Origin of the sequence: Phytopseudomonas seleniipraecipitans, assembly GCF_900102335.1 — a bacterium.
Lineage (GTDB): Bacteria > Pseudomonadota > Gammaproteobacteria > Pseudomonadales > Pseudomonadaceae > Aquipseudomonas > Aquipseudomonas seleniipraecipitans.
On sequence record NZ_FNBM01000001.1, the window covers coordinates 524,768 to 538,606 of the forward strand.

13 protein-coding genes are annotated in these 13,839 nt (G+C 59.9%); 5 read left to right on the forward strand and 8 right to left on the reverse strand.

Going from position 1 to position 13,839, the window contains the following annotated elements; translation table 11 throughout:
* Positions 1–125 precede the first annotated feature (125 nt).
* The 3 genes from BLS60_RS02460 (at position 126) to hda (ending at position 3,275) form a co-directional block, all read left to right on the forward strand.
* Positions 126–1,220 (forward strand): DUF2066 domain-containing protein, encoded by a 1,095-nt coding sequence (locus BLS60_RS02460; protein WP_070881715.1) that lies wholly within the window; start codon positions 126–128, stop codon positions 1,218–1,220.
* Positions 1,221–1,330: 110 nt separating this feature from the next.
* Positions 1,331–2,401, forward strand: coding sequence for an AI-2E family transporter (locus BLS60_RS02465; protein ID WP_070881714.1), 1,071 nt, complete (start codon positions 1,331–1,333; stop codon positions 2,399–2,401).
* A 169-nt stretch (positions 2,402–2,570) separates the two neighbouring features.
* Complete coding sequence (hda, locus tag BLS60_RS02470) at positions 2,571–3,275, forward strand: DnaA regulatory inactivator Hda (RefSeq protein WP_070881713.1); 705 nt, start codon at positions 2,571–2,573, stop codon at positions 3,273–3,275.
* Between the two features lie 96 nt (positions 3,276–3,371).
* Here the strand turns inward: hda and BLS60_RS02475 are convergent, their stop codons facing one another.
* From BLS60_RS02475 to arsC, 3 genes are read right to left on the reverse strand one after another with little or no spacing between them, the layout of a single operon-like run.
* On the reverse strand, positions 3,372–3,794 hold the full coding sequence (locus BLS60_RS02475; protein ID WP_244153344.1) for a DUF2069 domain-containing protein: 423 nt from the start codon (positions 3,792–3,794) through the stop codon (positions 3,372–3,374).
* The gene (gene wrbA, locus BLS60_RS02480) at positions 3,778–4,392 is read right to left on the reverse strand and encodes an NAD(P)H:quinone oxidoreductase (RefSeq protein ID WP_092364243.1); all 615 of its coding nucleotides are present in this window, start codon (positions 4,390–4,392) and stop codon (positions 3,778–3,780) included. The genes BLS60_RS02475 and wrbA overlap by 17 nt, the downstream gene beginning before the upstream one ends.
* Positions 4,389–4,742, reverse strand: a complete 354-nt coding sequence (gene arsC / locus BLS60_RS02485; RefSeq protein ID WP_092364246.1) for an arsenate reductase (glutaredoxin) — start codon at positions 4,740–4,742, stop codon at positions 4,389–4,391. The genes wrbA and arsC overlap by 4 nt, the downstream gene beginning before the upstream one ends.
* 230 nt (positions 4,743–4,972) lie before the next feature.
* On the opposite strand from arsC, the gene BLS60_RS02490 reads away from it, so the two are divergent.
* Positions 4,973–6,202, forward strand: a complete 1,230-nt coding sequence (locus BLS60_RS02490; RefSeq protein ID WP_070881709.1) for a YihY family inner membrane protein — start codon at positions 4,973–4,975, stop codon at positions 6,200–6,202.
* Positions 6,203–6,542: 340 nt separating this feature from the next.
* Here the strand turns inward: BLS60_RS02490 and BLS60_RS02495 are convergent, their stop codons facing one another.
* Entirely contained in the window at positions 6,543–6,941 is a 399-nt protein-coding gene (locus BLS60_RS02495; protein ID WP_092364249.1) for a hypothetical protein, read from the reverse strand.
* A 104-nt stretch (positions 6,942–7,045) separates the two neighbouring features.
* Positions 7,046–8,437 carry a PilZ domain-containing protein gene (locus BLS60_RS02500; protein WP_092364252.1) on the reverse strand — a complete coding sequence of 464 codons (1,392 nt, stop codon included), beginning with the start codon at positions 8,435–8,437 and terminating at the stop codon, positions 7,046–7,048.
* Positions 8,438–8,467: 30 nt separating this feature from the next.
* Here BLS60_RS02500 and BLS60_RS02505 point away from each other — a divergent pair, with 30 nt between their 5' ends.
* Complete coding sequence (locus BLS60_RS02505) at positions 8,468–8,947, forward strand: TlpA disulfide reductase family protein (RefSeq protein ID WP_092364255.1); 480 nt, start codon at positions 8,468–8,470, stop codon at positions 8,945–8,947.
* Positions 8,948–9,022: 75 nt separating this feature from the next.
* Here BLS60_RS02505 and BLS60_RS02510 read toward each other — a convergent pair whose 3' ends face one another.
* From BLS60_RS02510 to BLS60_RS02520, 3 genes are all read right to left on the reverse strand, one after another.
* Positions 9,023–9,976 carry a hypothetical protein gene (locus BLS60_RS02510; RefSeq protein WP_092364258.1) on the reverse strand — a complete coding sequence of 318 codons (954 nt, stop codon included), beginning with the start codon at positions 9,974–9,976 and terminating at the stop codon, positions 9,023–9,025.
* A 17-nt stretch (positions 9,977–9,993) separates the two neighbouring features.
* Entirely contained in the window at positions 9,994–11,709 is a 1,716-nt protein-coding gene (locus BLS60_RS02515) for a proline--tRNA ligase (protein ID WP_092364261.1), read from the reverse strand.
* Between the two features lie 272 nt (positions 11,710–11,981).
* Positions 11,982–13,277 carry an OprD family outer membrane porin gene (locus tag BLS60_RS02520; protein ID WP_092364264.1) on the reverse strand — a complete coding sequence of 432 codons (1,296 nt, stop codon included), beginning with the start codon at positions 13,275–13,277 and terminating at the stop codon, positions 11,982–11,984.
* Positions 13,278–13,839 lie beyond the last annotated feature (562 nt).

A 13,839-nucleotide genomic window follows, 5' to 3' on the forward strand; every position in this document is an offset into this window, starting at 1 on the left:
CAAACCCAACGAACCTCAGCGCCTGGTGAGGTTTGCCCGCTTGCGATGCGGTGGCAACAGCCCCTAAGGTATAACGTCCCGGCTTTTACCGCGCGCCGCCTTCTTTTCGTCGAGAGTTTTATTCCATGCGCCCGACCTTCCGCCCGTTGCTTCTTTGCCTGTCGCTGTTCAGCCTGCCAACTCTGGCAGCCACCGTCAGCGACCTTTATCAGGTGCGGGAAACGGTCGCCAGCCAACAGCCGGAGGAGCGCGATGCCGCTCTGCAGCGCGCGCTGGAGACTTTGGTGCTGCGCCTTACCGGCAAGCCGGAGGCAGCCAAGGGCGACGCGCTCGCGCAGCTGCGCAAGGACCCGCAACAGATCATCAGCCAATACGCTTACGAAGATGACCATCTACTGGTCGATTTCGATGCGGTGTCCACGGACCGCTCTCTACGCCAGGCCGGCTTGCCGCTGTGGGGCGTCAATCGTCCGGCCATTCTGGCCTGGTGGCTGAACGATACCGCCAATGGCGCGAACATGGTTGGTGATGGCCAGGCCAGCGCTGAGCCACTGCGCCAGGCTGCGCAACACCGTGGCCTGCCGTTGCGCCTGCCACTCGCCGACCTCAGCGAGCAGTTGCTGGCGACCGAAGAGAATCTCGCCGCCAAGCAGCCTGATGCCTTGCGTACTGCCAGTGAGCGCTACGGTGCGGACGCGCTGCTGGCGGTTCGCGCCCGTGAAGCAGACGGCGCATGGCAAGCCAGCTGGCAGTTGTGGTTGGGTGAGGAACGCGAGCAAGGCAAGGCGGAAGGTGCCGACCGTACCGCCCTTGCCGATGCCGTGCTGTTGGCAGTGAGCGAGCGCCTGGCGCCGCGTTTCGTGGTCGCCCCGGGGGCCAGCACCGCGCAAACCGTGGAAATCATCGGTGCCGATCTGTCGCGATACGCCGAGTTGCAGCGTGTAATGGAGCCTTTTGGCGCGCAGCTGCAATCGGTGCAGGCTGATCGCCTGGTCTACACAGTCAGTGCCAGTGCTCAGCAGCTGCGCACGCAGCTGGCGCTGTTGCAACTGCGCGAAGTGTCGGCCGATGAGCTGGCGGCCGAAGCGGCAGCCGGCGCCGAGCAACCCGAGCCGGTGGATGCCAGCCAGGCGCCTGTCGAGCCGCAAGCCGAACAGCCTGACAAACCCGCTGCGCCGAGCATTGTGCCGCGTGACGATGTCCTGCGGTTTCGCTGGTAGACTTCCCCTCCTTTGGCTGAACCGCTTCGCTGGCGAGTCCGGGCTTGCTGCTGCTTGCCCGGTCATTGCCCAGTTCGCCTTGATTCATCACTTCCCTTTGAGGATTGAGCATGCCCCTTTCGTCTCGCTGGCTATGGATTGCTGCGTTGCTGGTGCTGGGTGGCTTCCTGTATGTGCTGCATCCGATTCTGTCGCCGTTCCTCATCGGCATCCTGATCGCCTACATCGGCGATCCGCTGGTGGATCGTCTGGAGCGTCTGAAGCTGTCACGCACTTGGGGCGTGATCGTGGTGTTCGCACTGTTCACCTTGCTGATGGCCGTGGCGATGCTGGTGCTCATTCCCATGCTGGGCAAGCAGCTGGCACGCCTCTATGAGCTGCTTCCGCAAATCATCGACTGGACGCAGAACCAGGCGTTACCGTGGGTTCAGGTCAAGCTGGGGCTGAATGAAGGCTTCTGGCGCTTCGATCAACTAAAAGCCGCGATCTCCGGTCATCTGGGGCAGACCACTGATATCGCCGGGCTGATCCTTTCCCAGGTAACCGCCTCAAGCCTCGCGCTGATGGCTTGGGTAGCCAACCTGTTGCTGATTCCCGTCGTCAGTTTCTATCTGATGCGTGACTGGGATCTGCTGGTCGCCAAGCTGCGCGGCCTGGTGCCGCGGGAAAAGGAAAGTGTGGTGGTCAAGCTGGTCGGTGAATGCCACGAAGTGCTCGGTGCGTTCCTGCGCGGGCAGCTGCTGGTGATGTTCGCGCTCGGCGTGATGTACGCAGTGGGGTTGATGGCCATCGGTCTGGAGCTGGGCCTGTTGATCGGCGTGCTAGCCGGCCTCGCCAGCATCGTTCCCTATCTAGGCGTAGTGGTCGGCATTGGCGCCGCGCTGGTTGCCGGGTTATTCCAGTTCGGCGGGGAGCCGTTCCCGTTGTTGGCCATCGCCGGTGTGTTCGTGGTTGGTCAGATGCTCGAAGGCATGCTGCTCACGCCGTTGCTGGTGGGTGATCGTATCGGTCTGCATCCGGTGGCGGTGATTTTCGCGATCATGGCGGGCGGGCAGTTATTCGGGTTCACCGGCATTCTGCTGGCCCTGCCGGTCGCGGCCGTGATCATGGTGCTGGTGCGCCACATGCACGAGTTGTACAAGAACTCCGATGCGTATGGCGGGCACAACCCTACAGTCTGATAATACGGGTCGCTGCAAGCGGTCAGCAGGCACGCCAAGCACCGCTTTTGAGCGCGTAAATCCTTGTATTAGCTTGGGAAGTGCAGCAATGACAGGGCGCGGCTAAGGGTATAGACTTTGCCACCCTTACCCAGAGCCTTTATCTGGCTCCGACGAGCCTTGCCCCAGCATGAAGCCGATTCAGTTGCCCTTGGGTGTGCGTCTGCGTGACGACGCCACCTTCGCCAATTACTACCCGGGCGCCAATGCCGCTGCCCTGGGGTACGTCGAGCGCCTGTGCGAAGCAGAGGCGGGCTGGACGGAGAGCCTGATTTATCTGTGGGGCGGTGAAGGGGTCGGACGCAGTCATCTGCTGCAGGCGGCCTGTTTGCGTTTCGAGCAGTTAGGCGAGCGTGCTGTCTACCTGCCGCTTGCACAAGTGGTGCAGTACGGCACGGAAATTCTCGACAATCTTGAGCAGTTCGAGCTGGTCTGTCTGGATGATCTGGAAGCGGCTGCCGGTCAACGCAACTGGGAAGAAGCGCTTTTCCATCTGTTCAATCGTCTGCGTGACAGCGGTCGTCGCTTGCTGCTGGCGGCCGATGCGTCGCCGCGTGAGTTGGCGATCAAGCTGCCCGATCTCAAATCCCGCCTGACGTTGGCGCTGGTGTTCCAACTGCAATCGCTGTCCGATGAAGACAAGCTGCGCGCCTTGCAGCTGCGCGCCTCGCGTCGCGGGTTGCATATGAGTGAGGAAGTCGGGCGCTTCATCCTCACGCGGGGAGAGCGCAGCATGAACGCCCTGTTCGATTTGCTCGAGCGGCTCGATCAAGCGTCATTGCAGGCGCAGCGCAAGCTGACCATTCCGTTTCTGAAAGAGACGCTCGGCTGGTAATCGACGCCTCGGCTTGTTCGCCGGATGCACGCGCCTTCCATTTAGCCTGCGCTGCCGACCTTTGTCAGGCATAGCGGACACTCAAGGTCAGCGCATCTAACGCCGCTGCACTTCCTCGGTATTGCCAATACGCTGGTATTGCGCGCACCAGCGCGTGTAGAGCAATGCGCTGACGAACAGGCTCAGGCTGAGCAGAATTTCCAGCCAGCCGAATAGCCGTTTAGACGGGTCGAAGGCAGCCAGCACGCCCTGGATGAAGTACAGATTGACCACGAAACAGGCCCAGGAATGGGCGCGTGGGTGGCCGCCGATAATGCCAGGGGCAAGCAGCAACAGCGGCAGCATCTGGAAAGCCAGCACCGCCCATAGCAGCGAACCGGGCACCGCTGCATAGCCCAGGTTCCAGATCAGCAGCAGCGCGGCCAGCAATAAAAAGCTGAGCAGGCTCAGAAGGCGGCAAGCGCGCAGGCGCGGTAACAACCAGGCGATGCTGGGAAGGGAATCAGCGGTTAGGGCCACGGTCGTTTCCCAGCTTGAGGGCGATCGTCGCCAGGCGTTGGCCGAGGGCCCGGCACAGGGTGATTTCGTGTTCATCCAGAGCGCGTTTGCCGTCCGCACCTGCGTGATGACTGGCCCCATAAGGCGTACCGCCACCGTGCGTCTCTACCAGCGCGGATTCGCTGTAGGGCAGGCCGGCAACCAACATGCCGTGATGCAGTAGAGGCAGCAGCATCGACAGCAGGGTACTTTCCTGGCCGCCGTGCAGGCTGGCGGTGGAAGTGAATACCCCTGCGGGCTTGCCGACCAGGCTGCCAGTCAGCCACAGGTTGCTGGTGCCGTCGAGGAAGTACTTCAATGGCGCCGCCATGTTGCCGAAGCGCGTGGGGCTGCCCAAGGCCAGGCCGGCACAATTTTTCAGGTCATCGAGGCTCGCGTAAGGGGCGCCTTGTGCTGGAACGCTATCGCTTACCGCTTCGCAGTCGGCCGATACGGCGGGTACGGTGCGCAGGCGAGCCTCTACACCGTGCATTTCTACGCCGCGGGCGATATGCCGGGCCATCTCGGCGGTCGCCCCGTGGCGGCTGTAATAGAGAACAAGAATGTAATCGTCAGTCATGGCAGCAGTTCCAAAACGTTTTCAGGCGGGCGACCGATCACGGCGCGCTCACCGGCGACCAGGATCGGCCGCTCGATCAGGCGCGGATGAGCGGCCATGGCATCGATCAGGTCAGCATCGCTGAGAGCGGTATTCGCCAAGTTCAGCTCACGGTATTCGTCTTCGCCCGTGCGCAGCAATTGCCGAGCGGAGATGCCCAGCTTGCTGAGCAGGTCACGCAGTTGCTCTGCATTGGGCGGCGTTTCCAGGTAGCGCACCAGTGTCGGTTGTACCCCGCGGTCTTCGAGCAACTGCAGGGTGCTGCGCGACTTTGAGCAGCGTGGGTTGTGGTAGAGCGTCAGATCGGTCATCAAGGGTGGTCGCTTCTGGCGGCAGATGACCGCTATTCTAACCCTGTCGAGGCGGTGCGCTGAACTGGCTGCGGCATTGAGGGCGAACCCGGCAGTCGATGGTGTGTCTGTTGTGCGTCGATATCATCAGGCCGAACCGTTGTAGGTGAGCCTAGCGGCGTTCTTGCGAATGTTTTTTCCAGTGCAGTCCGTTGCTCATATTGACGACCAACGGGCGCCAAGGAGTAGGTATGCAACAGCGTTTGCGTGACTGGCTGGAATTCTGGCGATTTCTCTGGCATCGATTTTTCGCCAACCGCGGCGCCGATAACGCGGCTGCGTTGACCTACACCACGCTATTCGCCGTGGTGCCGATGATGACCGTGACCTTTGCCATGCTTTCCGCGGTGCCGGCTTTCCAGGGCACGGGGGAGCAGATCCAGGCGTTCATTTTTCATAACTTCGTGCCCTCTGCCGGCGAAGCGCTGCAGCAGTACCTGCGCGACTTCACTACCCAAGCGCGTCAGCTGACCTGGATTGGCGTTGCCGTGCTGGCGGTGACTGCATTCTGGATGCTGGTGACCATCGAACGAACCTTCAATACGATTTGGCGGGTGCGTCAGCCGCGACGAGGTATCTCAACCTTCTTGCTGTACTGGGCGATTCTCAGCCTGGGACCGATGCTCCTTGGGGCTGGCTTTGCCATCACCACCTATATCGCCTCTTTGTCGGCGCTCAGCGGGCCCAACGCGGTGGCCGGCGCGCAGACCTTGCTACGGTTCACGCCGCTGCTGTTCAGCGTGGCCGCTTTTACCCTGCTGTACGCCGCAGTGCCCAACGCTCGTGTGCCGCTGCGGCATGCCTTGTTGGGCGGCGTGTTCACGGCCGTGTTGCTGGAGCTGGCCAAGGCCCTGTTCGGGATCTACGTGAGACTGTTTCCGGGTTATCAGTTGATTTACGGCGCGTTTGCCACGGTGCCGCTGTTCCTGCTGTGGATTTTCTTATCGTGGCTCATCGTGCTGCTGGGGGCTGAGTTGGTGTGCAACCTGGGCGTTTCGCTGCAGTGGCGCAAGCGGGCCTTGCCAAAGCTGCTGGTGCTGCTGGGTGTCATCCGGGTTTTCCAGGTGCGTCAGCGCTCCGGTTTGAAGGTGCGCCATCGCGATGTACAGCGCCAGGGCTGGCTGTTACCAGAGCACGAGTGGGAGGAGGTGTTGAACGTGCTGGAGGGCCAACGGCTGGTGGCCTGTACGGGTGGTGACAGCTGGGTACTCGCGCGTGATCTCAGTAGTTACTCGCTGCAGCAACTGCTGCACCGCAGTCCGTGGTCACTGCCACACCTTGAGCAATTGCCCGACGATTTGGAAGAGCCTTGGTACCCGGCGTTACGCCAGGCTTTGCAGCGCCTGCATGAAGAGCAGGAGTTGCTGTTTGGCGACAGCCTTGCGCATTGGCTGGAAGGTAGCGGAACTGACAAAAAATGACAGTTTCTAGCCTCGGAGCAGCATGCCCCGAGGCGAGCAGCTGGCGGGTGCCCCGATGTTGCAGACGATTCGTTGACGTCAGAGTAGTGGCATGATTCTGGCTTTCATTCTGTGAGTACTGTCTTTGTATCAATGCTGAGGGGCGCAACGTGAATAATCGCTTGGGAAATGTAGTCATGCTTCGACCTTGCGATAGCAATGACGCGCTGGCCAGCCTCAACCGCATCACCGGGCTTGGCTTCAGCCGCTGGCCTGAATCCCTCGTACAGACCGTGCAGCAAAACGGGTACGAAAGCGCCCAGGACTGTCAGGCAAGATCCAGCGCATGTGACCCTGTCGGTCAGGCGTACGCTTGATCGCCCGAGGCATTGGCCAGCACCGGTTCGACCGCTTGCACGAACAGTTCTTCCACTTTTACCGCAACATGCGGCAGTGCTGAGCGCAGGCGTATTTGCATGTCTTCTATGCGATGAGCGACGGGAAGGCGCGCAACACCGGAAAGTAGAATTCTGTCCTGAGCGCCCACTTTGGCGTGATCGAGGTTGACCGAGCGCAGCTCCTTGCCATCGCGATAGCTGACCTGCAGCGATACCAAGGTATTGGCCTGGCCAGGTAAATGCAGCCAGGCAGCGATATTGAACTCAGCCACGCGCCCGTCGTAGGTGGTGAGGTGTAAGCGCGCGCTTTGGGTGATGTGGGCCGGCACTTGGCCAATCAGCGTATCGTGGGCGTTGGGCATGGGTCTTGTACCGGGCGGCTAATGTCGTCAGCGGCAAATTATAAAGACGCACCATGCCCCGGGACTGTGCGCCAGGCCAGCGTTCGACGTGACCGCTCTCTCATTTATGGCAGTTCGAGCGGATGGCGGCTGGCCGTTGCACTCATCAGGTTGCAGGGTGGCAGCTGCAGACGGTTCTGGTTGACTGCATTAGGCAATTGCAGCCACAGACTTTCCTGCTCGGCGAATTGATCGCGCGGTAACCACAGGCCATGGTGCCAGCCCGTTCGAGGCTTCGGTGTGCTTTGCAGGATGCCAAGGTGCGCCTGACTACTGGGCGCGCGCCTGACCCAAGTCGGTTGTGCCAGGCCTTTGAGATAGCGCAGGCCGAGATGAAGCCCATCGGCATTCAGGTGTCGCCAGCAGACCAGTGCCAGTACGTCGCTGTCGACGATTAACAGCACCAGTTGGCCGATAGGCAGCGTATCTGCGGCATGGATCGAACAGAGCAGGCGCGCGCCGCCCGGCCCGATATCAAGTATTTTTGCAGCCAGGCAGCGAGGGCGATGCTCCAGCAGCTGAGCGTGAATCGCTGGCATGCCGATGGCCAGCCTGCAGTCGCTCTGCTGAGGCGTCCGCACATGACGCCGCTGATCACCGCCAAGCCAGTGATGCTGCACGCGCTCGAGCAGCTCTTGTTCGGCGGGGCTCTGCAGCGGTGCCGGCTCGTTGAGCGCTACCATGAGTGCGCCCAGCTCAAGACGGCGCAGGGTGTCAGAGCCTGTGTCTGGCCGCTGTCGGTAGTTCAGGCAGTGCTGGGCGTGCTGCAGATCGATCAGCACACCTTCTGATTTATCCTCCGCATCCCAGGGCAGCAGACGAGCGTTGGCTGCCAGCGGTGCTAGAGCGGCAAACAGGCGACTGCTTTCTTCAGGGTGCAACTGCGCTGGATTGCTGAGCGCTAGTAGCAGTATCTGCTGATAGAGCCCCCGCAGGGTGTCGGCGGGCGTTGGCATGAAGGAGGCCGCCATAGGCTCGTCCAGGCACCCTTGCTGCTCGCCCAGCCAATACAGCAAATGACTGTCGCGCCATAGTTCGGCGGCTGGCTCCTGATAGCGTTGGTAGTGGCGCAGCAGCGTTTGCGCGACGAAATGCTGTGCCATGTACAGGCACCATGCCAAATGAGGAGGCGAAGGCTTATGTCCTTGAAGAATTTGCAGCAGCAAACGCTTGAAGCCGATAGCCAACTCACTGCACAGCGAGGTCAATGAAAGGGTGTCGCTTGCGGCTAACGTGTAGCGGCGATACTCATCACTGAAATTTTGCAGCGCGCGCTGCCTTTCGAGTAAGGTCATCGCACTGCGGTTGAGGTGCGAAAGCAGCGTCAGCACTTCCTGCAAGCCCGCTTCTGCAGGCTGTTGCCGAGCTACGCTCAGCTGCTCGGTCAACTCGGCCTGAGTGATCGGCGTGGTCTGCAGCACGTCGGGCACGTCGAGCTGCGCGGCATCGAGCGTCATAGCAACCTTACCGGTATGAGGACCGTTTCCATGGTACAGCGACTCCAGGCAATCATTCGGATCGTGATAGTGCTCGTCGCCGTAACGGCGCTGGCCGGGTGCGGAGAGGATTTAGGTGTCGACCAACATGGGCGAAAGGTAGCGGCTGAGCGCCTCGATGGCCAGTGGCTGGTTATCAATTATTGGGCTGAATGGTGCGGCCCTTGCCGTTCCGAGATTCCCGAGTTGAACGCCCTGGCGCCCGAGCTGGAGAAGCAGTCGGTTGGCGTGTTCGGGGTGAACTTCGATGGCCTGCAGGGTGAAGAACTCACCCGCGCCGCCCAGGCACTGGGCATCGAGTTCACGGTACTGGCCAAAGACCCTGCCGAGCGCTACGAGCTACCGCCCAGTGATGCGCTGCCGGTGACCTATATCGTGGACGACAAGGGCAAGGTACGTGAGCGTCTGCTTGGCGAGCAGACTGCCGAAGGCTTGAAAGCACGCTTGCAGGCGCTGCGCCAGGAAGGTTGAAGGCGTGACTGTATGAGGCAAGCCAAGGCATAGCGGCTGCGGCGGAGGGGCGTGATCAGCGTATTCGCGGCGATGTTAATCTTCGCCAGGGTCGGCAACCAATCGGCCAGCATCGTCAATTAGTGCCTTGAGAAATGCCGCCTGCAGCTCAGGATCGTTGCGGGTCAGCTCGATCAGGCTCTGCTCGAGCTCACTGGCTTCCTCCTCCAGGCCCAACTCCGACAGGCGCTTGACGCGATGCACCCATTGCTCGACTTCCGCGCCTTCCAGGTCGTCGTAGATCAGGTCATGAGCTTCACGCAACTTGCCACGCAGCGTGCGGCTGACCGCGAGGGTGGCTTCGCTGCTGGTCGAGTCCTGGTCGTCGGCAACTGTCAGCAGCAGTGTGCCGACGCGGGCTATATCCTGATCGGCGAACGGCCCGTCAAGCAGGTTCAGGTGCAACACCCCGTTGCGATCGGTGAGTAGCTCGTGGGTTTGCTCGCCAGCTTTGACCAGTACCGGCCGTTCGGCCCAGGGCAGGCTGGAGTATTCAGTGCGAGTATCCAGGCGCTTCTCGTCGATAGCAGCAAGGTTCTGCTGCGAGCGACCATTGGATTCGACGTTCATGAACGGGTTGATGCCCGCCACACCGTAGCTGATCCAGTCCTTGGTGGCTGTGTCGGGGAGTCGCCCCAGCGCTACGACGTTGAGCACGTTGGCACCAACGCCACCGACAATGGCCACTGCGCCCAGCGGCACTTCGTAAAGCTCGCGCCATGGCTGGTAGGGCGTGTAGCGGTCGTAATGACGCGTGACCTCGAAGGGTGTCACCTCGAAGACCTTCTGCTCGTGCACGCGGACACGACGCTGCGGCAGCTCCAGTATCTGCAGCTGCCCCACGTCGATCTGCAGGCTATGGCTCAACAGTTTGCGCTCGATGCGCTCCTCATGCTCACTGCGCTGTGGCAAATGATTGGCACAGCCTGTGAGGAAGAGGGCGCCACAGGTGGTGGCGCCGACGAGGCGTAAGGTGCTTCGCTTGAACATGACGGCTCTTTGGCGGGTCAGCGGCGGATACGGTTCTGGATGAACGACAGGACATCGGCAACCGCAATCGGCTGAGCCTCGGTTTCCACGCGGCTCTTGTACTCCAGATTGCCTTCGGCGAGGCCGCGGTCGCTGACCACGATGCGATGCGGGATGCCGATCAGTTCCATGTCTGCGAATTTGATGCCCGGACTGGTCTTTTTGTCACGGTCATCGAGCAGTACTTCAAAGCCGGCCGCGGTCAACTCTGCATACAGCTTGTCGGTCGCCTCACGCACTGCGTCGGTTTCGTAGCGCAGCGGTACCAGAGCAATCTGGAAGGGCGCCAGGGTGTCGTTCCAGATGATGCCGCGCTCGTCAGAATTCTGCTCGATAGCTGCAGCTACCACGCGGGAAACGCCGATGCCGTAGCAACCCATGCTCAAGGTCACAGGCTTGCCGTTCTCGCCCAGCACCTGGCAGTTCATTGATTCGCTGTATTTGCTGCCCAGCTGGAAGATATGCCCGACTTCGATGCCACGCTTGATCTCCAGGGTGCCCAGGCCATCCGGGCTTGGATCACCGGCCACGACGTTGCGCAGGTCGGCAACAGTCGGCACCGGCAGGTCGCGTTCCCAGTTGACGCCGAAATAGTGCTTGTCGTCGAGGTTGGCACCGATGGCGAAGTCGCTCATCAATTCGACAGAGCGATCGATGATGATCGGCAGCGGCAGGTTCAGCGGGCCCAGAGAGCCCGCGCCCGCGCCGATCGCATCGCGCAGTTCAGCGTCGGAAGCCATTACCAGCGGGTTGGCAACGCCCGGCTGATTGGCAGCCTTGATTTCGTTCAGTTCGTGGTCGCCACGGATGATCAGGGCGATCAGCTTGCCTTCTTCTTCGGCATGCACGATCAGCGTCTTGATGGTGCGCTCGATCGGCAGATCGAAGCCATCGACCAGTTGCTGGATGGTTTTCGCGTTGGGCGTATCGACCAGGCGCAACTCTTCGGCGGCAGCCGGGCGGGTGGATTCACGGGGAATCGCTTCGGCCTTCTCGATATTGGCTGCGTAGTCAGAAACGTTGCTGAACACGATGTCGTCTTCGCCAGATTCGGCGAGTACGTGGAATTCATGGGAGCCCGCACCACCGATCGAGCCGTTGTCGGCTTCGACAGGGCGGAAGTTCAAGCCCAGGCGGCTGAAGATATTGCAGTAAGCCTGATGCATGCGGTCATAGGTCTGCTGCAGAGAGGCTTGGTCAGCATGGAAGGAGTAGGCATCCTTCATGATGAACTCGCGACCGCGCATCAAGCCGAAGCGCGGGCGGATTTCATCGCGAAATTTGGTCTGAATCTGGTACAGGTTCAGCGGCAGCTGTTTATAGCTGTTCAGCTCGTTGCGGGCCAGATCGGTGATGACTTCTTCGTGGGTCGGGCCCACGCAGAACTCACGGTCATGGCGATCCTTGACACGCAGCAGCTCGGGGCCGTACTGCACCCAGCGCCCGGACTCCTGCCACAACTCGGCGGGTTGAATCGCGGGCATCAGCACTTCCAGAGCGCCGGCTGCATCCATTTCTTCACGCACGATCTTCTCGACCTTGCGCAGGGTACGCAGGCCCATCGGCAACCAGGTGTAAAGGCCGGAGGCGAGCTTGCGGATCATCCCCGCGCGCAGCATCAACTGATGGCTGATGACGACAGCATCGGAAGGCGTTTCTTTGAGGGTCGAAAGCAGGAACTGACTGGTACGCATGATGGGCCGTTCTGTCGGTTGCAAAGGAGTTTTATAGCCGAGCATTGTACGGCTAGAGCACTGGTGCGTATAGGACGCAGAGTAGAGGGGCTTGCTGGCTCCGGCGAACGCTCCAGGTCCGTAGTTGGTGAGCTGCCTGGCGTGGGTGTCACAAGGGAGCTTCACAGAGTGCGCATTACCAGTGGCATCATCAGGGCAGGCTCGTTTTTTGCCGCCAATAAAAAACCCGGCCGAAGCCGGGTTTTCTGAGCTGTTATCAGGCTTACGCGAGATTACAGAACGCTGAGCGGGTAGTTGACGTAGAAGCGAACTTCGTTGGTGTCGGTACCAACTTCCGAGTTGGCGCGCAGAAGCGAGCTGCGAAGACGGAAGGACAAATCCTTGGCTGCACCGCTCTGAACGGTATAGGCCACCTGGTTGAAGAATTCGTGCTCTTTGCCATTGGTGGCGGAAATTACGCCCTCGTCATCACGAGACGTGATGTTGTCGGCCCAGATGTAGGCAGTTTTGAAAGCCAGGCCCGGAACACCGTACGATGCGAAGTTGATGTCGTAGCTGGCCTGCCAGGAGCGCTCGTCTTCTTGGTTGAAGTCGGACAGGAAACTATTGGCTACGAAGATCGAACCGCCACCGTCGCCGTAGCCGTAATCGAAGCCACGGTCACCGGTGTTTCGCTGATGAGCAATCGTGAAGGCGTGTGCGCCAAGGCTGTACTTGGCTGCCAGGCTCCAAATGGTGTTGTCGCCGCCACCTACTAGCTTGTCGCTGCTACTGCGGAACTGGTTGTCGTAGTCGCTCTTGTAAATATTGAAGTCAAAGCTTAGAGCTTGTTCTTCGGTGAGCGGCAGGTTGTAGTTCAGGTTCGCGTATTTGCGCTTGTAGGAGTCTTCCAGGTCGCTGTAATACAGTGCAGCGCTGAAGTCTTCGGTAAAGGCATAGGAACCGCCGGCTACGTTGATAGACTTCAAGCCAGCGCTATCGCGACCAGACTGGCGCATGGCATTTTGAGCAGTGAAGCGACCTGCGTTCAGTTCGAGACCTTCGATCTCGGTGCTGGTGATCATGGTGCCTTCGAAGGTTTCCGGCAGCAGACGACCGTCATCGTAAGCCAGAACTGGCAAAGCAGGCATTTGCGAACCGTAGGTCACTACGGTGTTGGAGAAACGGGCCTTGACCGCAGCATTGGCGATGGTCAGGTCTTTACCTTCGTTCTCTGGGAGCATATTAACGCCGCGACGGCCGCTGCCAGTGTCCAGTTGGAACAGGGTGCCAGCATAAGCGTTTACGCCGAAACCAACGGTACCCTGAGTGAAGCCCGATTCGAACACGGCACGAGCGCTGGCGCCCCATTCCTCGGCATAGCCACTTTTGAAACCGCTACCATCAGCTTTAGCGTTAAAGCCAGCGCCATTACGAGCATCACGGTTGTAGTACATGCTGCGCGCAAGGAGCGACAGGCTGCTGTCTTCGACGAAACCCTTGGATTCGGACTGGTCCGAAGCCACTGCCATCTGAGAGGTACCCGCGGCTACTGCCAGGGCCATTACGCTCCACTTCATCACTCGCATCGTGATTGCTCCTTTGGTTTTAGAAGAGTACTTCCGCTGCTCAATTGGTTGTTATGGCGAGCAGCTCTATTTCTTTTTATGTCGGTTGGAACTTATAGCACGATGAGGTTTCTTGGCGATAGTTTCGATCTATCCACTTGTCGCTGTGCCCCGTATTGTCGCAACCAGGCTACAACGCGTCGCTATTTTCCAAGTTGCCGTACGTGCGCGTCCTGCCGGCCACTATTTTAGCCCTCGATCAGCTTCGAATGCGTTACCGCATGGGCCTGATTTAGAGCGCTGCGAGCTTCAAAGCAAAAGTCATGCTCAAAGTCCCGAAAACCTGAAAAAAAGTGGATTTATAGGTGCTCGACAGCTGAAGCTGGCGATGAAAATACACAAGTTCGACATTAATTTTCCCAGCACGTCTGACTGTTAGCTTCCTCATAAATAGGGAGGGTTCATAGTTCACTCGATGCATGAAACTAATTATCATTCCTCGCCTTCGGCTGGGGCACCATTATTACTTCGCGAAACAAAATGGTGCATTGGTACGGGGTGTTACTCCCGATAGCGCGCATTT

What these genes read in the sequence shown, in the direction of transcription:
- BLS60_RS02515 (WP_092364261.1), bottom strand. Translation starts at nt 11,709, where the DNA reads ATGCGTACCAGTCAGTTCCTGCTTTCGACCCTCAAAGAAACGCCTTCC.
- BLS60_RS02510 (WP_092364258.1), bottom strand. Translation starts at nt 9,976, where the DNA reads ATGTTCAAGCGAAGCACCTTACGCCTCGTCGGCGCCACCACCTGTGGC.
- BLS60_RS02500 (WP_092364252.1), bottom strand. Translation starts at nt 8,437, where the DNA reads ATGACGCTCGATGCCGCGCAGCTCGACGTGCCCGACGTGCTGCAGACC.
- wrbA (WP_092364243.1), bottom strand. Translation starts at nt 4,392, where the DNA reads ATGACTGACGATTACATTCTTGTTCTCTATTACAGCCGCCACGGGGCG.
- arsC (WP_092364246.1), bottom strand. Translation starts at nt 4,742, where the DNA reads ATGACCGATCTGACGCTCTACCACAACCCACGCTGCTCAAAGTCGCGC.
- BLS60_RS02495 (WP_092364249.1), bottom strand. Translation starts at nt 6,941, where the DNA reads ATGCCCAACGCCCACGATACGCTGATTGGCCAAGTGCCGGCCCACATC.
- BLS60_RS02520 (WP_092364264.1), bottom strand. Translation starts at nt 13,277, where the DNA reads ATGCGAGTGATGAAGTGGAGCGTAATGGCCCTGGCAGTAGCCGCGGGT.
- hda (WP_070881713.1), top strand. Translation starts at nt 2,571, where the DNA reads ATGAAGCCGATTCAGTTGCCCTTGGGTGTGCGTCTGCGTGACGACGCC.
- BLS60_RS02490 (WP_070881709.1), top strand. Translation starts at nt 4,973, where the DNA reads ATGCAACAGCGTTTGCGTGACTGGCTGGAATTCTGGCGATTTCTCTGG.
- BLS60_RS02460 (WP_070881715.1), top strand. Translation starts at nt 126, where the DNA reads ATGCGCCCGACCTTCCGCCCGTTGCTTCTTTGCCTGTCGCTGTTCAGC.
- BLS60_RS02505 (WP_092364255.1), top strand. Translation starts at nt 8,468, where the DNA reads ATGGTACAGCGACTCCAGGCAATCATTCGGATCGTGATAGTGCTCGTC.
- BLS60_RS02465 (WP_070881714.1), top strand. Translation starts at nt 1,331, where the DNA reads ATGCCCCTTTCGTCTCGCTGGCTATGGATTGCTGCGTTGCTGGTGCTG.